Below are 19,266 nucleotides of genomic sequence, written 5' to 3'. Positions count from 1 at the left end.
TTTTTGAAACCTTGAGGGGGGAACTATATTGCTTAATGAAAAGAAAATTTCAAGTCGCTTCATATACTTTTTCGGTGCTTTCGCAGGCATTCTCTTCGGTTACGATATCGGCGTTATGACTGGTGCTTTACCTTTTTTGCAGCATGATTGGAACCTTGAAAACGCAAGTCATATTGGTTGGATTACCTCTTCGGTAATGTTCGGAGCGATTTTTGGAGGTGTCCTGGCAGGGAAACTTTCTGACCGGTTGGGACGGCGCAAAATGATATTAATATCTGCTGTGATCTTTGTTGTTGGATCCATTTTGTCTGGAATAGCGCCGCATAATGGGATACTTTTTCTGATTGTTGCTCGTACCTTATTAGGATTGGCCGTAGGTGCTGCTTCTGCGTTGGTTCCAGCCTATATGTCGGAAATGGCTCCAGCACGTTTAAGAGGACGACTATCAGGCATTAATCAAACCATGATCGTTTCTGGGATGTTGCTTTCCTACATTGTCGATTTTTTATTAAAAGATTTACCAGCGACAATGGCCTGGAGGATGATGCTTGGTATGGCTGCCGTCCCTGCTATAATCTTATATTTTGGCATGGTGAGGTTACCCGAATCACCCCGTTTTTTAATCAAGCACAATAAACTTGATGAAGCTCGCAGGGTGCTGAGCTATATTCGTTCAAACAAGAAAGAGATTGATACAGAAATCAAACAGATTCAAGAAACTGCCAGAGAAGAAAAAAAGACAAATCAAAAGGTCTCGTGGGGTACGCTATTAAGTGATAAATACCGTTATTTAGTAATTGCCGGTGTCGGCGTTGCTGCGTTTCAACAATTCCAGGGGGCAAACGCAATTTTCTATTACATTCCATTGATTGTTGAAAATGCAACAGGGCATGAAGCAAGTTCAGCGTTAATGTGGCCAATTATCCAGGGAGTTATTCTCGTACTGGGTTCATTACTATTCTTAGTGATTGCTGATAAATTTAATCGCAGAACTTTATTAACGGTTGGCGGAACGATTATGGGGCTATCCTTTATTCTGCCGGCAATATTGAATGCAATCATTCCTAATGCAGACCCGATGATGGTGGTTGTATTTTTAAGTATCTATGTAGCACTTTATTCATTCACCTGGGCTCCATTAACTTGGGTGATAGTTGGTGAAATTTTTCCGTTGGCCATCCGAGGAAGTGCTTCAGGATTAGCTTCATCTTTTAACTGGATCGGTTCCTTCTTGGTTGGATTGCTATTCCCAATCATGACCGCTGCGATGGCTCAGGAAGCTGTTTTTGCCATCTTCGGTGTTATTTGCTTACTGGGAGTATTATTTATCCGGAAACGTGTTCCTGAAACTCGCGGTCGTAGTTTAGAGGAAATTGAAAAAATCGGACAAGATAGACAAGTCCATGGGAAAAGTGCGGAAATAGGTCTATGAAGGTTGTAATTTAAAGAAACTAACATAAATTGCAGTGGATGTTCGGCTAGTCATCCTGATACAATTGAACTCCTTAAGGTGGTTAGGAATACTATTAAATCAACTTTTTCATTTTTGAAAGCGTTTGAGGAAGGGGCAGGAGAATGAAAGTATCACAAAGGCCATTTGGTGATGAAGCTTTCCTGTTTACTATTGAAAATGATAACGGAGTGACGCTTGAAGTCACAAATTTTGGTGCTAGAATTATCAACCTTTTTGTCCCAACGGATTCAGGGCGTAAGAATGTTATATTGGGATTTGATTCGATTGAGGATTACAAAAAAGAATCATACTACGGAGCAACGATAGGAAGGGTCGCTGGAAGAATAAAAAATGGTGAATTTACGATAGATGAATCACGCTACCAAACATCTATTAATCAGTCAGGAAACACTTTACACGGAGGATATTCGGGGCTCGATTTGATGTATTGGTCTCATGAAGTAATCGAGATGGATCAGGGTATATCCATTATCTTTTCGACCGAGTTACCTGATGGAAAGGATGGCTTTCCGGGCAATATAAAAATAAAAGTAACTTATACCTTGGACAATGATAATGTTTGGTCAGTAAGCTATAAAGCAATTTCTGATAAAGATACAATTTTCAATCCAACCAATCACGTATATTTTAATTTAACAGGACATCCAAGTAATCCGATCAATGATCATTCTTTACAAATATCAGCTGATGAATTCGCACCGGTGAATGAAGATACCACGGTAACAGGCGAAAAGTGTAGCGTTAGTGGCACATCCTATGATTTCCGAACTCCGAAGAAACTAAAAACCACCTTTGATTCAGATAATGCAGAGGTTAAAAAGGTGAAGGGGATCGATCACCCATTTTTCCTCACAAGCTCCGGACTTGACCAAATCGCTGCGAGGCTGATTAGTCCTGACGAAAAACTAACAATTGAGGTCTATACAGAAGAACCAGCGATAGTCGTGTATACTGCAAATGTTATGGATGATGTGCCTCCGCTTATGCACGGAGAGCAGTTAGTTCAACATGGGGGGATTACCTTTGAAACTCAGGCTGCTCCAGGTGCAATCGAGTTTGAAGATTTTGGAGACATTGTTCTTCGAGCAAATAGCACCTACACTTCCCAGACAAAATTTAAAATAAGTTATTAGTGGGTGGGTCAAGGGGACAGGTACGGTGGCTCGTTTGAAAAGGCGGGTGGGTCATGGTTCCTGTCCCCGTGGCTCACCCCATGGATCATGAAGCGGGCCAAGGGACCAGACCCCTTGGCTCACATGACCCACAACAAAAAAGCCCATCATTCAACTGATGGACCCAGCTATCTGCTATATTAAGAACCTTTTCTTTTAAATCCTTTAATCACTTTTCTGGAGTCATTGATATCTTTCAAAATCCGATAAGGTTTGCTTACGACGCGGACAGGGAGTGAAAATAAGAAATGGCTGAGGTCTGCCTGGTACTCTTTTGTGATGCGTTCGGGCTTGGTGGCGATGCGCTTGTAGATTTCTTTGTAGAATTCCCGGTTTACATCGAGGTTGATGTCCATTTTATGATGACACTCGAGGCATTCTACGCTTTTGATCTTCTCATTGACGTATGTGATGCGGTGCTCGACCTCTTCTTTACAATGTACACAAAATAAATCTGCTTCCATTTGTTTTATTTTCATACTAACCACCTTCTCGAGTTTTGAATATAAGACAGAATAGAATTATATTCCATTAAACCAAAAAGAGGGAAATTCTGCAATCCCCATTTCTTATAGTATATCTTGTTTTTTGGTGTTTGTTCACTTTATTAACAAAAAGTTCAGAATATAAAGGATGGATATGAGACAAACCTCATATCCACCCTTTGCTTCATGCGTTCACTTCTACCGGGCAGGATGCAGCGGAAGCAATCGTTTCGTCCTGCATACGGCGCAGCCGCCATATCGTTGATTCCTTCATTTGAACGACATCATCATATGTGATGATCTCCCCTTTTTTGATGTTCCTCTTTATTTGTACGTTCTGATCCACCAAACCGAGTGGGAGTGCTTTTTTCTCTTTTGCATCAGAAGCGGTTAAAATATGTCCGTAGACGGTGAATCCGCCGATGCTGTCAAGATAGTCTCCTGCTTCCAGGTCTTTTTTTGCGACTGTGACCGTTTCAGCCTGGAGCCCTTCCCACGGAGCGATCGTTGCTTCGTTATAGATATGGGCCCTTGCAATTGAGATGGGGGTTTCCAAGCTGGTCAGGTGATAAGGGCGGTAGAGGACGTAGTTCGGTCCTTCACCCATGCTCAGGTATTTCATTTCATGATTGACTTCTTCCTTTTCAGAAGAGATGATGGCGAATACGCCCGGTGCCACACCGTTGATGTATTCGACAATCTTTTTATTGTTCACCTGGCCTCCGTCTTCCTTCAGCTTGAATATCTCCGGAAGCTCAGCCACTGAACCAGTAAACCCGTGCATGCCGGGCTGATCCGGAAGGAAGCCGGTGGCATTGGCGACTGCCGTCATCTCAACCATTGTTTTGGTGCCGTCCTGGAAAGAGGCAAGCATTTTGGGGCTTGCACCTTTTCTCGCAGCTTCTTCGGCCGCAGACTCAGGATTAGCCGCCAGGTTAAGAGGGTTGTTTTTTCCTTTTCCTAACGCGACTACTTCAAAACCGAGTGCATCCGCGAAATCGTAAAGTTCCATAATGGCACCTGGTTCGTCACCTGCAGAGCCGGTATACACGACACCGCATGAATCGGCCATCTTTTTGAGCAGCGGGCCGACTGTTACATCTGCTTCTACATTTAACATGACGATATGTTTTTTATTGAGGATGGTGTCCCAGGCGATTTTGGCTCCTATGTTTGGAACGCCTGTTGCATCTACGACCACATCTACTTCGGGAAGGGAGGTCACGAGTCCTGCGGCCGTGGTGGCGACAACTTTCCCTGCCCTTACCGCAGAGGCAGCTTTCTTTTCTTCACTTGTAACGACGATTTGTTTGGCATCGACGCCTGCTTTTACATAAGCATTGGTGACGTTATCGATTTGGATGTCTGCGGTGATGACGACCCTCATCCCTGCCATGCTTTCGATTTGCGAGATCATGCCGCGGCCCATCTGACCTGCCCCGACAAGACCGACTTTAATTAATTCTCCACTGCGTTCTAATTCTTCAAGCTTTCGATTGATTCCTAACATAGGATTCACCTCGCTCCTTTATTTTTTGACAATACGAATCTCTGAATCTACTGTTACGTTTGGAAGTAGCTTCTTTTCCACCGTCATGGTCCCCGGAAGATCAGCCGAGATTTCACCGTTGAACATGATGGTGCAGTGACCGAGCTCCTTCAGTGTGTCATTCACCTTGCTGCCTACAAACAGGATTTCATAGGCTTCTCCGGCTACTTCCAGAACATCACCTGCTTCAACGTCTTCAAGCAGATGTGCTTCTTTATGGATCACTCCGATTGTTCTCAGATCAGCCGGCGCGGTGTCATTGAAGATGACCATCATATTTTCTGAAAAGAAGATTTCTGCCTCTGCACCGACTTCTGTTACGGTTGATTGATATTTGTTGATCATAATTCCCTCCACGTGATGACCTCCTGTGTGTATTAGCTGTATAGTCCGAAACTGAATAGGTATGCGATGACGACTGCCAGTGGTCCAGTGATTAAGCGGGACATAAGAACCGCCGGTACACCGACTTCAATTGTTTCCGGAGTTGCTTCTCCGAGTGTTAATCCAACCGGTACAAAGTCCGCTCCAACCTGAGGGTTGATGGCGAATAATGCCGGCAGTGCCAATTCAGGCGGGATGTTGCCTCTACCGATTTCAACCCCGATGAGTACACCGACCACCTGCGCAATGACGGCACCCGGGCCGAGCAGCGGGGAAAGGATCGGGATCGCACATACGACTGAAATGATGAGAAGCCCAACGATATTCCCTGCGAGCGGGGATACGACGTTCGCAATCACATCACCTATCCCTGTGTAAAGGATGATTCCGATCAGGGTACTGACAAATGCCATGAACGGCAGGATGTTCTTGATGACCTGCTCGATCGTTTCACGGCCGGCCTGGTAGAAGACTCCGACCACTTTACCTGCACCGCGCCCTACTTTTTCAACGATATTGGTTTTCTTAGGCTGCTGGTATTGAGCCGCTTTCCGTTTTGCTTCTTCTTTTAACTCTTGAGGAGTTTTTTTCTGGGTGAGTGGGGTGTTCATTGGTTCGGCAGCAGCTGATGCTTCTCCTGTAGCGGCATCTTCTTGATCTGACGGAGAAATAGTTGATTCCTTTACACCCGAAACGAAATTCTCTTCATTTATGAACGCCATCAAAGGACCGGATGGGGAAGTGGCATTGACGTTAATCGTCAGCACGCCCATCTTTGGATAAACGCCGCAGCGCGCTGTGCCGCCGCAGTCGATGATGACGCAGGCCATGGATTCCTTCTCATATGATTTCTTAAAACCGTCCACGGCTTCAGCTCCCGTTAACTCGGCAATTTTCTCAGCCACCGGATGGATGCCTCCGCCTGTAACAGAAACGACATACTTTTTAGTGTCAGTTGGCTGGATGACCAGGGGACCGCCCCAGCCTCCCGGACCTTTTGAAATTTGAACGGATTGATATTGACTCATTTCGTTTTCCCCCTCTCTATGCACTCATCGAGTTATTGTTTGTCGTGTCCATGCCTTTGGATTTCATCATGCGGACGGTCAGGAATTCAGTGACCACGCCGCGGATTAAGATGACGATGATTCCTACAATGAAGAAACGGATTGCGAGCGGTCCGAGTGACAGGCCAAGTTCAGTGATCCCTGCGGCAATCCCCATATAGACGAACAGCTCTGCCGGGTTCGCATGCGGGAATAATCCAGTAATCGGATGAACAAAGGAAACGGCTGAATCGTAGAAAGCCGGTTTTTGTTTTTCCGGCAGGAATTTACCGAAAGTATAGGCCATTGGGTTTGTTAAGAAGAATACCGCCAGAACGGGGAAGAGAGTATAGCGCAAGATGATGTTCTTGGTGGATTTTTGTGCGAGTCTATTGATGCGTTCTTCACCAACCATTTTGATGATTGCGTTGACTGCAGTAATTAAACAAATAAGGGTCGGGATAATGCCGGTGAGAAGCCCCATAAAAGTTTCGCCGCCTTTTTGGAACATCCCGATAAAGCCTTCTGCTATCATGACCAGGAAATCCATAATAATTCCTCCTCTTTATCCTGCTTGTTTTTTCTTTCTTTGACTTTGAATCTTATCAAGTGCCATTTTAAAAGCCTGATCGATTGGTTCGTCTTTTAACTGTTGCTTCAGTTTGTTAATATGCATTCCTTCATATGCTGTAAATGGTTTGAATCTAGTGAAAACCGTGACACCCTGCATCACTTCACATTCTTCGATGGTGCCATTTTCGTTCGTGACAACAATGGCGATCACCCCGATGCCGATCTTTTGTTTTTGTATGCCGACACCAAGATAACCAGAAGGCCGCTTGCTCATTCGACGAATCGTTGCTTGATAGTTCTTCATCTGAAGCTTTGTCAGCAAGAACTGTATCAGCCACATCCCGATAAAGATGGCAATGAACCATCCCCAAGTATTCATTCCCCCAACTCCTTTTACATATGTTCTATATCGTTACCTTTGAATTCGATTATAAAAGCGCTTACAGATTAAATCAATATATATTTTTGAATTTTTAAAATTTTAAAAGAATTTAAATGGAACTCTTTAACTAAGTAAATTTTGAGATTTATGTTTAATCACCTATGTTGTAAGCTTTCTCCAAGGTGATAAGTTTGGAAAATAATAAAAATTCTGTAAATTAACTTGACTGTTGGAGATATGGGTTTTATGATGTTTACAAATGTACCAATTTAGAACAAATGTAAAAAGAGGGGGAATATAGATGTTGAAAACAGTTGATATCCCTAAGCAGATCACGGAAGAAAAGTTAGTGGATCTATACCGCCAGATGTGGCTGATTCGTTATTTTGAAGAAAAGGTAGATGAGTTTTTTGCTAAAGGGATGATTCATGGAACAACTCACTTAGCTGTCGGACAGGAGGCATCAGCCGCAGGTGCGATTGCTGTCCTCGACCAAAGAGATAAAATAACAAGCACGCATAGAGGACATGGTCACTGTATTGCGAAAGGTGCCGAGGTTAATGGGATGATGGCTGAATTGTTCGGACGGACAACCGGATACTGTAAAGGAAAAGGCGGTTCGATGCACATCGCAGACCTGGATATCGGAAACCTCGGGGCGAATGGGATCGTAGGCGGGGGTTTTGCGATTGCGACAGGTGCAGCCCTGACATCTCAGATGAAAAAACTGGGCTATGTTGTCCTTTGTTTCTTTGGGGACGGAGCTTCGAATGAAGGCAGTTTTCATGAAGCTGTCAACCTGGCTTCCATCTGGAAGCTTCCGGTTGTATTCATATGTGAAAATAACCAGTACGGAATGTCTGGCCCGGTAAAAGACATGGTAAACATTGAACATATTGCAGAACGGGCAAAAAGCTACGGGATCCCAGGTAAGGTAGTCGATGGGAATGACATCTTTGACGTCATGAACAATGTCAATGAGGCGGTGCAATATGCCCGGAACGGAAAAGGGCCTTCCATCATTGAAGCCAAGACCTATCGCTGGAAAGGGCATTCGAAAAGTGATGCGAAAAAGTACCGGACCAGGGAAGAAGAAAAAGAATGGAAACAAAAAGATCCGATTATGAGGTTGCGATCGGTTTTGATCGAAGAAGGGATTCTTACTGAAGAGAAGGCGGATTTCTATAAAAATGAAGCAAAAGAATCGATTGAAGAGTCTGTAGAATTTGCCAAAAATAGTCCTAAACCGACACTTGATACCTTAATGGAAGATATATACGCATAAGGGGGAGCCAAGCGTGAGAGAAATCACATATTTAGAAGCAGTGCGGGAAGCAATGAGTCAGGAAATGCGACAAAACGAAGACGTCTTCATCCTTGGAGAGGACATTGGTGTATATGGGGGAGCCTTCGGAGTCACTCGGGGAATGATTGAAGAATTCGGACCAGAACGAGTGAGGAATACTCCTATTTCTGAAGCGGCAATTTCAGGCACGGCAGTGGGGGCTGCGTTAACCGGGATGAGACCGATCCTCGAGCTTCAATTCTCCGATTTCATTACCATTGCGATGGATAATATGGTCAATCAGGCTGCGAAAATCCGTTATATGTACGGTGGTAAAGGAAAGGTGCCCATGGTGCTGAGGACCCCGGCAGGTTCAGGGACTGGAGCTGCTGCCCAGCACTCGCAAAGTCTTGAAGCGTGGATGACTCATATTCCAGGTTTAAAAGTGGTCCAGCCATCTACTGCCTATGATGCAAAAGGTCTTTTGAAAGCTGCAATGGACGATGACAATCCTGTCATCTTTTATGAGCACAAATTATGTTATAAAACCAAATCCGATGTGCCTGAAGAGCAGTACAGCATCCCATTAGGAAAAGCAGACGTGAAAAAGGAAGGAAAAGACGTAACGATTGTAGCGACTGCTATGATGGTTCATAAAGCGCTGGAAGCAGCAGAGAAACTGGATAAGGAAGGAATCAGTGTTGAAATCATCGACCCTCGTACGCTGGTGCCGCTGGATGAAGAAACAATCGTTCAGTCAGTGAGAAAGACAGGCAGAGTCATCGTGGTTCATGAAGCGGTAAAACGGGGTGGTTTTGGTGGAGAAATTGCCGGCATGATTGCAGAAAGCGAAGCGTTCGATTATCTTGATGCCCCCATTAAGCGCCTCGGCGGGAAAGCGGTCCCTATCCCGTATAATCCGGAACTTGAAAAGGCAGCTGTTCCGCAAGTTGAAGATATCATACATGCGGTAAAAGAAACGCTAAACCAAGTGTAGAGAGAGGGGGAGAGAAATGGCCAAGGAAATTTTCATGCCGAAACTCAGTTCCACCATGGAGGTCGGTACGGTTCTTCAATGGTTTAAAGAAGAAGGGGACTCTGTGGAGATTGGTGATCCGTTATTCGAAATCATGACAGATAAGATCAATATTGAAGTAGAGGCTTATGAGGAAGGGACACTGATTAAGCGCTATTTTAAAGAAGATGATGAAGTGGCCGTTAATCATGTAATTGGATATATAGGCACTCAAGGAGAAAAAGTGCCGGATGCTCCTCCTGGAGAGTCGGACGGTACTGAACAAGAGGTGAATGAGAGTTCACAACCTGCTCCGGAGAAGGTTCGAACCGAAGAAGAAATAACCAGTGGAGAGAAAGGAAAAGTCAGGGCAACACCTGCCGCAAGACGAGCTGCGAGGGAATCGGGAGTCGCACTCTTGGAAGTTGAAGGCTCCGGTCCGAATGGAAGGATTCACGAAACAGATGTTGCAGCCTTCTTGCATGCCGGACGTGAAGTAAAGAAAGCCACACCGCTTGCCAGGAAAGTAGCCAAGGCAAAAGGAGTGAGCGTAGCAGACGTCGAAGGTTCGGGACCCCGCGGGAAAGTCTACAGGAAAGATATTGAACGGCAGCTCCAAGAACCATCTGCACAACAACAGCCTGCGCGTGTGAAAATGGAAGGCATCCGCAAGATAGTTGCAAATCGAATGGTAGAGAGTAAGGCTTCCGCTCCCCATGTTACTTTAACCAGTGAAGTGGATATGGCAGCGGCCATAAAGATGAGAGAACAACTATTAGCCAAGATTGAAAAGAAAACCGGCTATCGGATTTCTTACACGGAAATCATCGTGAAAGCGGCTGCTCACGTTTTGAAAGACCATCCGGGCATCAATGTTTCTCTGGACGGGGATTACATCACGTATCATGAATCAGTCAATATAGGGCTTGCGGTCGCAGTTGAAAATGGCCTGCTTGTACCGGTTGTTAAAGAGGCAGATCAAAAAGGCCTGGCAGCTCTGACTGAGAAATGTAAAACATTGGGGAAAGCTGCAAGGGAAAATAAATTGAAGCCTGACGATATGAAAGGCGGAACGTTTACAATCAGCAATCTTGGAATGTACGCGGTTGATGCGTTCACCCCTGTCATCAATCAACCGGAATCAGCCATCCTGGGAGTCGGCAGAATTCAGGAAAAGCCTGCCGGTGTAAACGGAAAGATTGAGCTTCGGCCGATGATGAGTGTGAGTTTATCATTCGATCACCGTGTTATTGACGGTGCACCGGCGGCTGCCTTTCTAACAGATTTGAAGACTGTTCTCGAACAGCCTTTTGAACTACTTGTCTAAGGAGTCGATAACTGTGAAAAAATATGACATTGTCGTATTAGGCGGCGGTCCCGGGGGATATGTAGCGGCGATACGGGCAGCTCAACTCGGGAAGAAGACAGCAATCGTCGAGGCCCGTGAATTAGGAGGCACTTGTCTTAATCGGGGGTGTATTCCTTCTAAAACATTATTAAGGCATTCAGAAGTAATAGATAACCTTGAAAAAGCAAAAAGCTGGGGAATTGAAACGGGACCTGTAACGTTATCGCTCGCGAAAATGTTCCAACGAAAAGACCAGGTCATTGAAAAACTTAGGAACGGGATAGGGTTTTTATTAAAAAAGGGAAAAATTGATGTCTACAATGGCTTTGGAACGGCACGGGGAAATGGGGAACTATTTATCAGCATGAGTGACGGGGAAGAGCGTATTTCTTATGACAAGCTGATTATTGCTACAGGTTCAAGTCCGATCATTCCCGGGATTCCGGGGCTCCAAGACGCAGTCCATTATACAAGTGACACCATTTTTTCAATAGAATCCATCCCGAAGTCGCTTGTCATAGTAGGCGGCGGGATAATCGGCGTTGAGTTTGCCTGTATATTTTCAAGCTTAAAGGTACCGGTCACGATTGTTGAGATGGGGGACAGAATTGTTCCCAGTGAAGACCCGGATGCATCCAGTGCTCTGGCCAAGTCTCTAAAAAAGAAAGGCATCCGGATCTTAACGAATACAAGGGTGAAAGAGGTTGTCTCCAGCTCCGGCGAGCAGACTGTCGGAATCGAGAAGGCGGGAGGGGAGCATGATTCTCTTCTGGCTGATGCCATTCTACTCTCTGTTGGCAGAAGTCCCCAGACTTCCCCGGTGGAAGCTTTGAACCTTAAAATGAATGGTCCTTATATCAAGGTCGATTCTGAATTGAAGACAAGTGATTCTTCTGTTTATGCAGTTGGTGATGTCATCGGGGGCTGGCAGCTTGCACATGTTGCAAGTGCCGAAGGGTTGACTGCCGCTGCAAACGCAGCAGGGGGTACCGGCCAGGTTCAATACAACGTCGTTCCGCGCTGCGTATATACCAGCCCTGAAATTGCAAGTGTGGGGATAACAGAGGAAGAAGCAAAGGAACAGGGTCTTTCTTTCAAAGTGGTCAAAGTCGACCATTCCGGGAATGGTAAGGCTCTGGCCCTGGATGAAAAGGAAGGCTTTGTGAAATTGATTGCAGATACAACCCATGGAGAAATCCTAGGGGTGACAATGGTTGGCCCGCATGTGACAGAAATGATTGGTGAACCTTCTGCATTCATTCACCTTGAAGGAACGGTTGATGAAATGGCGTCCATGATCCATCCACATCCGACTGTTTCTGAAAGTATATATGAAGCTGCAGCTTCATGGCTTGGGAAAGGGGTGCATCACTAGAATAAGAGTTTTTCAAATACTAAATTGTTTTTTGTAAAGTGATCACCATAGAACATGAAATCCAGCAGTCATAATAAAACATAAATTTCTTACAATAGTAATATACATGAACAAATGTAAATTATTTGTAAGCGCTTTATTTATTGGCTATTTATAAGAAGTGAAGGTTCAAGGGGGGAGAAAATGTTCTTTGATAAAGAAGTCTCATTGTTTAATAGAAATTTCAAGGATAGAGAAGAAGTCATTGCAGAGTTAGTCAGCCGGATGGAAGAAAAAGAGCTGGTAACAAATGAGTATAAACAAAGCGTGATAGAGAGAGAAAGGGAGTTTCCTACAGGACTTCAAACGCTGCCATTTGGGATCGCGATCCCTCATGCAGACTCAGAAAATGTTCTCCAGACTCAAATTGGGTTTGCTTCCCTGGAAAACCCGGTAGAGTTCAAGGCGATGGGGAGTAATGAGCCTGTTCAAGTGAAACTTATTTTTCTCCTGGCAATTAAGAATCCGAATGATCATTTAGACACACTTCAGAAACTTATCGGTATATTCCAATCGGAACATTTGGTTAACAGTTTCTCAGCCTGCAGCAGCCAGGATGAATTAAACAATGTATTGGAGGCTGCAGGGTTAATGTAGTGATAAATAAAAAATGAAGAAAAGGGGACGAGAAACATGGAGGTATTGCAATGGTTTGTTGATTTAGGTCCTTCGGTCATGCTGCCGATATTATTATTCATATTTGGTCTTATTCTGGGTACGAAGCCCGGCAAAGCGTTTAAAGCCGGATTAACAGTCGGTATAGGGTTCATCGGTTTAAACTTGGTTATCGGTTTACTGACGGATAGTCTTGGACCTGCTTCTAAGGCGATGGTCGATAACTTTGGGTTTTCACTGAAAACCATTGACGTAGGATGGCCGGCAGCAGCTGCCATTTCTTACGGGACCGCACTCGGGAGTCTTGCCATCCCGGTTGGGATCGGGTTGAATGTGCTGCTGCTGATCTTCGGATTAACTAGAACACTGAATGTTGATATCTGGGATTATTGGCATTGTGCTTTTACAGGTTCACTTGTGTATGTGTTGACTGGTAACTTCTACTTGGGACTTTACACCATTGCGATTCATGTCATCGTTGTTTTCTTCTTGGGAGATCTGATTGCAAAGGATATCTCCAGATTCTACGGTTTTCCTAACATCACGTTCCCGCACGGGGCTTCAGCTCCTTCTTATTTATTGGCTTTACCGATGAATTGGGTGTTTGACCGGATTCCGGTTTTCAACAAACTGAAAGCTGACCCTGAGACAATCCAAAAACGACTGGGGATCTTCGGTGATACCACGGTGATGGGCGTATTAATAGGGCTAGTCATAGGATATTTAGCAGGATACAACGTGACAGAAATTCTTCAGCTTGCAGTCTCGACTGGAGCGGTCATGCTCTTGATGCCGCGGATGGTTGCCTTGCTGATGGAAGGACTTTCTCCTATCTCGGAAGCTGCCAGTGAATTTGTCAGAAAAAGACTGCCGAACCGTGATTTATATATCGGTATGGACAGTGCCTTATCAGTCGGTCATCCCGCCGTGTTATCTTCTGCACTGATCATTGTGCCGATCACGCTTTTCCTAGCAGTCGTTCTGCCTGGCAATACCGTTCTGCCATTTGGGGATTTAGCGACAATTCCTTTCCTTATCTGTTTGATGACACCTGTTTTTAATGGGAACATTGTAAGGACTGTCGTAGCAGGAACTTTTTATATGGCGGTCGGACTCCTTATCGCTTCCTGGGCAGCACCATTGATTACTGAAGCTGCTTTAAATGCTAATTTCGATATTGGAGACAGTACAAGTGTATCTGCATTAGTCGACGGAGCAGTATGGACGACATACTTGTTTGTAGGGCTGGCAAAAGTACTAAGCTGGACAGGAATCACGATTATCGGTGCAGTAGCTATGGGCGGTTTGATTTACCTGAACAAAATTAAGCCGAAGAGAACGGTGACCAATAACAACGATTTAGGAATGTAGATAGGAGTAAGGAGGGTTATTCCTTGGAAGAGCTCAAAAGAAAAGTCTGTGAAGCAAATAAAGCCTTGAAAGAAAACGGTCTGGTTAAGTGGACCAGCGGCAATGTAAGCCTTCGTATTCCAAATCGGAATCTGGTGATCATCAAACCAAGCGGCGTACATTTTGAAGAGCTGACAGCAGACAAAATGGTGGTGGTCGATCTCGATGGAAACGTAATTAAAGGAGATTTAAAGCCATCTGTTGATACAGCCAGCCATTTGTACGTTTACCGTCACCGTCAGGATATTCATAGTATCGTTCATACTCATTCTCCCTTTGCCACTAGTTTCGCCATTAGAGGTGAAAGCTTGCCGGCATACGCCACTACGGCTGCTAACATTTTTGGTAAAGGGGTTCCATGTTCGGGCTTTGCGGCAATCGGTGAAGAAGAAATCGGCGAACAAATTGTCAGCAATATCGGGGAATCTCCAGCCATTTTATTAAGGAATCATGGAGTATTCACGGTAGGGAAAAATGTGGAGTCCGCATTGAAGGCGGCAGTCATATTAGAAGAAGTAGCTGAGTATTCCCATTATGCCACCCTGCACAACCCTGGGTTGGCATCCTTGGATAACGACATCATTCAAGTCTCGCATCAATATTATCAAACCAGTTATGGTCAAAAAAATCATTAATTTCAAAGGGGTAGAGGAAAATGAAAAAATTATTAATCATGTGTGGTACAGGAATCGCCACTTCAACAGTGGTCGTTGGGAAGGTCAACAATTGGCTCAAAGAAAATAACCTGGACCGGGATGTGAAAGTATATCAGTCAAAGATCAGTGAAGAATTAAGCCGTATAGATGATTATGATATCGTCATTTCTACCACTCTTGTACCCGATAACATAAAAGGAAGAGTCATTGATGGAGTCCCTTTATTAACAGGCATTAATGTAGATACCATGTATGATAGACTAAAGAAGGAAATACAGGCATAATCATAGTAGAACGTTAAGGTGTAATGGATGATCTTCATCTATTACACCTGTTAGTAAAGGGTGATGAACATAGAGTGGCAAGAGAAACGGCAGTTGGTGAAAGTGGCCAGCCTATACTATAAAGAGGGCTGGACTCAGGCGCAAATTGCTAAAAAAATGGATGTATCAAGACCGGTCATATCCAAAATGATCCAGAAAGCAAAAGACGCAGGCATTGTAGAAATCTACATTAAAGATGAAAGCGTTCACACCGTGGAGCTGGAACAGCAGCTGGAAAAACATTTTAACCTGAATCATGCCGTAGTGGTTCCGAGCCTCGGGATGACCGATGAAATGGCCAAACGGGCAGTAGGCCAAGCTGGAGCCAACTATATTTCCCACAATATGAAGGGAATTAAAAATATCGGGATTTCATGGGGAACAACCTTAGGATATCTTGTACAGGAATACCCATATGAAAGAAGGGATGGAATCAGGGTCGTACCAATGGAAGGAGGAATGGGAAATCAGTCCGTGGAGATCCACGCCAATCAACTGGCCAATGAATTGGCCAAAAAAATGAATGGAAGCTGCTCCTACCTATACGCACCTGCCATCGTGGAAACCGAAGAGCTGAAGAATCGGTTAATGGAAATGCAGGATATTGAATCTGTATTGAAAATCGGACGCAAAGTCGACATGGCCCTGATAGGTATCGGTAATCCCCACAAAGGGTCTACGCTCACCAAAATGGGCTACCTTAAAGAATCCGACCTTTCCCAGCTTAGAAAAAAAGGAGCGGTTGGAGACATCGGATTCAGGTTCTTTGACGAAAAAGGTGTCCCGGTAAGTGATTCTTTGATTGATAAGGTAATCGGTATCACACTGGAGGAATTAAAGGCCCTGGAAAACGTCATAGCCCTTGTAGAAGGATCCCACAAAATGGAGAGCGTTCTTGGAGCCTTAAGAGGCGGCTACATCAATGTCCTCATCATTGACGAACAGACTGCAGAAGCGATAGTCAGGGAAGTTGGAAAAGATCTTGAATAGATTAATGAGTTAAATAGTGAAGATTCCCACTTTACTCTAAGAAAAAGACTGCCTTTCAAAGTGAAAAGGCAGTCTTTTTTGTGTGATTTCATTTGAGGGGGCGGGCTTGGTCGCCGTGGGTCGGAGTAAGAGGGCCACGGTTCCTGTCCCCCTGGCTCTTTGAAAGTTCGGGTGGGTCACGGTACCTGTCCCCATGGCTCGGGGACCAGACCCCATGACCCATTTGAAAAAAGATGAGCCAAGTGGCTCACCTAATATAATTCGTATACTTCTCCCCAATGTTTTTACAGGCGTTCCTGGTGTCGAGGACGATTTTGGATTGTTCCAGGATTTCTTTGTAGTTGAAGCAGGTGTGGTCGGTTCCGATGATGACCAGGTCTGCGTTTTGCAGCAGTTTTTTTGAGTAGTTGACTGTTGGATGCATGTTGTTGTTAATAGGGACTTGGTGTATGAAAGGGTCGCATACTTTGATTTCGGCGTTTGCGTTTGCCAGTTCATCAAGGATTGGCAGGATTGGTGATTCACGCATGTCGCCAATGTCTTTTTTGTATGCTGCTCCCAATAACACTACTTTGCTTCCGTTAATCGCTTTTCCGTGCTCATTGAGTGCCTTCATTGCACGGTTGACTACGACTTCACTCATGTTGTTGTTGATCTCGCCTGCCAGTTCAATCAGTTTGGTGTTCTGGTTCATTTCTTTTGCCTTATATGTCAGGTAATACGGATCCACCGGAATGCAGTGTCCGCCGACACCCGGGCCGGGGAAGAACTTCATGAATCCGTATGGTTTGGTGCCTGAAGCCTCGATGACTTCCCACATATCGATGTCCATTTTTTCACCCAGCACGGCCATTTCGTTGGCAAACGCGATGTTGATGAAGCGGAAGGTATTTTCATAGACTTTGGCCATTTCAGCCACTTTAACGGAAGAAACGGGATAGGCAACCTCCCCGATAAATCCGGCAGCAAGCGATGTGCAGTGTTCAGTCACCCCGCCAACGATTTTAGGAGTGTTTTTAATGCCGAACTTCCGGTTACCCGGATCTATTCGTTCAGGTGAATAGGCAACGAAAAGGTCCTTTCCGGCGGTATATCCTTTTTCTGCAAATAAAGGCATCATGATTTCCTCTGTCGTTCCCGGGTACGTGGTGCTTTCCAGGATCACAAGCATGCCGGGATGCAGATTCGCGGCAATCGAATCAGTCGCTGACCTTACAAAATATAGGTCCGGCTGCTTGTATTCGTCGATTGGGGTCGGTACACAAATAAGTACGACGTCCACCTGGTTCAGTTTCGAAAAATCAGTAGTCGCGCTTAGTTTCTTCCTTGCTTTTGTAATTTCGTTAAACTTTGCGTCATCAATATCATTGATATAATTCTTCCCGCCATTAACTTGTTTTACTTTAAGATCAGATACGTCAAAACCGATGACGTCGTACCCTTCTTCCGCTTTTTCAAAGGCAGTGGGGAGGCCGACATAGCCCAGCCCGATCACTCCGATGCGGGCTGTTTTGTTTTTGATTTTATGATAAAGGTAGTCTTTATGATTGGGTGAGATAGATAGTAAGTCTTGTTGATTGACACTCATGTATATAATCTCCTTTTATCGGTGGGTCAGCGTGTGCCCCATCCATTCGATTTAAGCGTAGCAAGTGCGTACATCCGTAATGGGAACAGCAGTCCCAAGTGAATCAGGCCGTATAAAGGGGCCATCAGGAACACGATCGGGTGCTTCAGGATATAGTAGATGTTTCTCGCATAAGCCGACAGACAGATGTAGATGAAATAATAGAACATCAGCAGCAGGCCGATCGTTTTTGCTTTAAAAATAAAGGCAAATAGCAGGACGAATCCGAACAGGATCCAAAGTGACAGCTCCAGCAGCACCCAAATGAGGGTCCTCGGTTTCTTCAATCCTACTTTTAACGCATTCAGGCTTTCACGGAAGAAAGACTTATTCCAACGGATCTGCTGTTTGATGAATTGACGGACGGTATCCGGGACATCCGTGAGGCACATGGCATTTGATTGATAGACGGTCTTTCCCCGGAGGATCGCGTAGTTCGTCAGGCAGCGGTCGTCCCCGAATTGAACAGGCTCCCCAAGGAAGGTCTGATTGCCGTAGTCATAGATGTTATCCATGATGACTTCCCGCCTGTAGCAGCTGATCGGTCCGGAGCAGACAAGGACATTTCCCGTCACGGACTGAGCGGCCCTTTCTACTCGAAAGGCATTCTCGTAGCGCATATCCAATAATTTTGTAAACCAGTTATCGGTCCGGTTCCTGGCATTGATATGGCCGGTCACCGCCTGCACTTCCGGGTCGTGGAAAGGAATCAGCAATTCGCGGGTGGCATCCGGATACACATATCCATCGGAATCGACGGTGAAAATGATGTCACCCGTCGCCCGCTTGAACGCCCAGATCTGGGCATGCCTTTTCCCTTGATTTTTTTCCAGACGGTGAACAATTAGGTTTCCGATGTTCCGGCTTTCTTTCAGCTGAAGAATGGCTTCATAACCTGAAATATCTTTACTGCCATCGTCCACAAAGAATATCTCGTGAACAGGGTAATCCTGGTGTAGGATGCTCTCCACCGTCTTGATGACGGCATCGGGCTTCTCATTATAAGAAGGGATGACGACTGACACTTTTAAGTCAGGTGGCGTCCCGTTTTTGGGCTTGTACCGAAAGGAAAGAAGCATCTTTCCAAGTAAATATGTAATCATGATTGAGCCGTACACGCCCAGGGTATAGTCCACCCCGCCATGCGCATATTTACGGACCACGATTAACATGCTCACGATCAGTCCAAATAAAAGAATGATAAATAGTTTGTGAATTCTCTTTTCTGCCAAGGGTTACTCTCCTTTATGAATAAAATTTGTATAAATAAACAAGCTCTCAGGGTGCTGCTGTTAGGTTTTACACCTTGCTGGAGCTGTTCAAACGAGAGAATTGTTTCCTTGGATGGCAGTGTAAACGTAGTAATGTAAAGCGATGGGAGGTTGATGGGTAGGATGGGGTGGGCTTGGGGTCCCTTGGGGTATTCCGGTTGGACCGTGGTGGGTCGGGGGGACAGGTAGGGACCACTGAAAAAGTCGCTTTCTAAAACCCTTCTGTTCATCCGTTTTCCCGTTTTAA

General features: G+C 45.0%; 19 protein-coding genes. 11 read left to right on the top strand and 8 right to left on the bottom strand.

The window, feature by feature from the left end; genetic code table 11:
- Positions 1 to 28: 28 nt before the first annotated feature.
- Together ACKA06_RS16230 and ACKA06_RS16225 are read left to right on the top strand one after the other, a co-directional pair.
- The gene (locus tag ACKA06_RS16230) at positions 29 to 1,432 is read left to right on the top strand and encodes a sugar porter family MFS transporter (RefSeq protein ID WP_411160149.1); all 1,404 of its coding nucleotides are present in this window, start codon (positions 29 to 31) and stop codon (positions 1,430 to 1,432) included.
- A gap of 143 nt (positions 1,433 to 1,575) precedes the next feature.
- Positions 1,576 to 2,607, top strand: a complete 1,032-nt coding sequence (locus ACKA06_RS16225; protein WP_411160148.1) for an aldose epimerase family protein — start codon at positions 1,576 to 1,578, stop codon at positions 2,605 to 2,607.
- Between the two features lie 179 nt (positions 2,608 to 2,786).
- On the opposite strand, the gene ACKA06_RS16220 is transcribed toward ACKA06_RS16225, so the two are convergent.
- From ACKA06_RS16220 to ACKA06_RS16195, 6 genes are all read right to left on the bottom strand, one after another.
- Positions 2,787 to 3,125 (bottom strand): bh protein, encoded by a 339-nt coding sequence (locus ACKA06_RS16220; RefSeq protein ID WP_411160147.1) that lies wholly within the window; start codon positions 3,123 to 3,125, stop codon positions 2,787 to 2,789.
- A gap of 190 nt (positions 3,126 to 3,315) precedes the next feature.
- Complete coding sequence (locus tag ACKA06_RS16215) at positions 3,316 to 4,641, bottom strand: NAD(P)H-dependent oxidoreductase (protein WP_411160146.1); 1,326 nt, start codon at positions 4,639 to 4,641, stop codon at positions 3,316 to 3,318.
- 18 nt (positions 4,642 to 4,659) lie between these two features.
- A complete protein-coding gene (locus ACKA06_RS16210) occupies positions 4,660 to 5,037 on the bottom strand; it encodes a PTS glucitol/sorbitol transporter subunit IIA (RefSeq protein ID WP_411160145.1) in 378 nt (125 codons plus the stop codon).
- Positions 5,038 to 5,057: 20 nt separating this feature from the next.
- Positions 5,058 to 6,092 carry a PTS glucitol/sorbitol transporter subunit IIB gene (gene srlE, locus ACKA06_RS16205; RefSeq protein ID WP_411160144.1) on the bottom strand — a complete coding sequence of 345 codons (1,035 nt, stop codon included), beginning with the start codon at positions 6,090 to 6,092 and terminating at the stop codon, positions 5,058 to 5,060.
- Positions 6,093 to 6,108: 16 nt separating this feature from the next.
- The gene (gene srlA, locus ACKA06_RS16200) at positions 6,109 to 6,660 is read right to left on the bottom strand and encodes a PTS glucitol/sorbitol transporter subunit IIC (protein WP_032086821.1); all 552 of its coding nucleotides are present in this window, start codon (positions 6,658 to 6,660) and stop codon (positions 6,109 to 6,111) included.
- 15 nt (positions 6,661 to 6,675) lie between these two features.
- Entirely contained in the window at positions 6,676 to 7,062 is a 387-nt protein-coding gene (locus tag ACKA06_RS16195; RefSeq protein ID WP_058299272.1) for a transcriptional regulator GutM, read from the bottom strand.
- 304 nt (positions 7,063 to 7,366) lie between these two features.
- Between ACKA06_RS16195 and ACKA06_RS16190 the strand changes: the two genes are divergently transcribed.
- The 9 genes from ACKA06_RS16190 to ACKA06_RS16150 all read left to right on the top strand — a co-directional run bounded on the left by ACKA06_RS16190 (position 7,367) and on the right by ACKA06_RS16150 (position 16,121).
- Complete coding sequence (locus ACKA06_RS16190) at positions 7,367 to 8,350, top strand: thiamine pyrophosphate-dependent dehydrogenase E1 component subunit alpha (protein WP_411160143.1); 984 nt, start codon at positions 7,367 to 7,369, stop codon at positions 8,348 to 8,350.
- Positions 8,351 to 8,363: 13 nt separating this feature from the next.
- Entirely contained in the window at positions 8,364 to 9,347 is a 984-nt protein-coding gene (locus tag ACKA06_RS16185) for an alpha-ketoacid dehydrogenase subunit beta (protein ID WP_411160142.1), read from the top strand.
- A gap of 16 nt (positions 9,348 to 9,363) precedes the next feature.
- Entirely contained in the window at positions 9,364 to 10,692 is a 1,329-nt protein-coding gene (locus ACKA06_RS16180) for a 2-oxo acid dehydrogenase subunit E2 (protein ID WP_411160141.1), read from the top strand.
- A 13-nt stretch (positions 10,693 to 10,705) separates the two neighbouring features.
- Entirely contained in the window at positions 10,706 to 12,088 is a 1,383-nt protein-coding gene (gene lpdA, locus ACKA06_RS16175; protein ID WP_411160140.1) for a dihydrolipoyl dehydrogenase, read from the top strand.
- 183 nt (positions 12,089 to 12,271) lie between these two features.
- A complete protein-coding gene (locus tag ACKA06_RS16170) occupies positions 12,272 to 12,724 on the top strand; it encodes a PTS sugar transporter subunit IIA (RefSeq protein WP_411160139.1) in 453 nt (150 codons plus the stop codon).
- A 36-nt stretch (positions 12,725 to 12,760) separates the two neighbouring features.
- Complete coding sequence (locus ACKA06_RS16165; protein WP_411160138.1) at positions 12,761 to 14,113, top strand: PTS galactitol transporter subunit IIC; 1,353 nt, start codon at positions 12,761 to 12,763, stop codon at positions 14,111 to 14,113.
- Positions 14,114 to 14,136: 23 nt separating this feature from the next.
- Positions 14,137 to 14,787 (top strand): L-ribulose-5-phosphate 4-epimerase, encoded by a 651-nt coding sequence (locus ACKA06_RS16160; RefSeq protein ID WP_411160137.1) that lies wholly within the window; start codon positions 14,137 to 14,139, stop codon positions 14,785 to 14,787.
- Between the two features lie 20 nt (positions 14,788 to 14,807).
- A complete protein-coding gene (locus ACKA06_RS16155; protein ID WP_411160136.1) occupies positions 14,808 to 15,092 on the top strand; it encodes a PTS sugar transporter subunit IIB in 285 nt (94 codons plus the stop codon).
- Positions 15,093 to 15,155: 63 nt separating this feature from the next.
- Positions 15,156 to 16,121, top strand: coding sequence for a sugar-binding transcriptional regulator (locus tag ACKA06_RS16150; protein WP_411160135.1), 966 nt, complete (start codon positions 15,156 to 15,158; stop codon positions 16,119 to 16,121).
- A 247-nt stretch (positions 16,122 to 16,368) separates the two neighbouring features.
- On the opposite strand, the gene ACKA06_RS16145 is transcribed toward ACKA06_RS16150, so the two are convergent.
- Together ACKA06_RS16145 and ACKA06_RS16140 are read right to left on the bottom strand one after the other, a co-directional pair.
- Entirely contained in the window at positions 16,369 to 17,709 is a 1,341-nt protein-coding gene (locus ACKA06_RS16145; RefSeq protein WP_411160134.1) for a nucleotide sugar dehydrogenase, read from the bottom strand.
- Between the two features lie 26 nt (positions 17,710 to 17,735).
- Positions 17,736 to 18,980: a glycosyltransferase gene (locus ACKA06_RS16140; RefSeq protein ID WP_411160133.1), complete on the bottom strand. Its 1,245-nt coding sequence runs from the start codon at positions 18,978 to 18,980 to the stop codon at positions 17,736 to 17,738.
- Between the last annotated feature and the right edge of the window lie 286 nt (positions 18,981 to 19,266).

Source organism: Rossellomorea oryzaecorticis, from assembly GCF_045897515.1.
Lineage (GTDB): Bacteria > Bacillota > Bacilli > Bacillales > Bacillaceae_B > Rossellomorea > Rossellomorea enclensis.
This window is presented reverse-complemented; position numbering and strand designations above follow the sequence as displayed.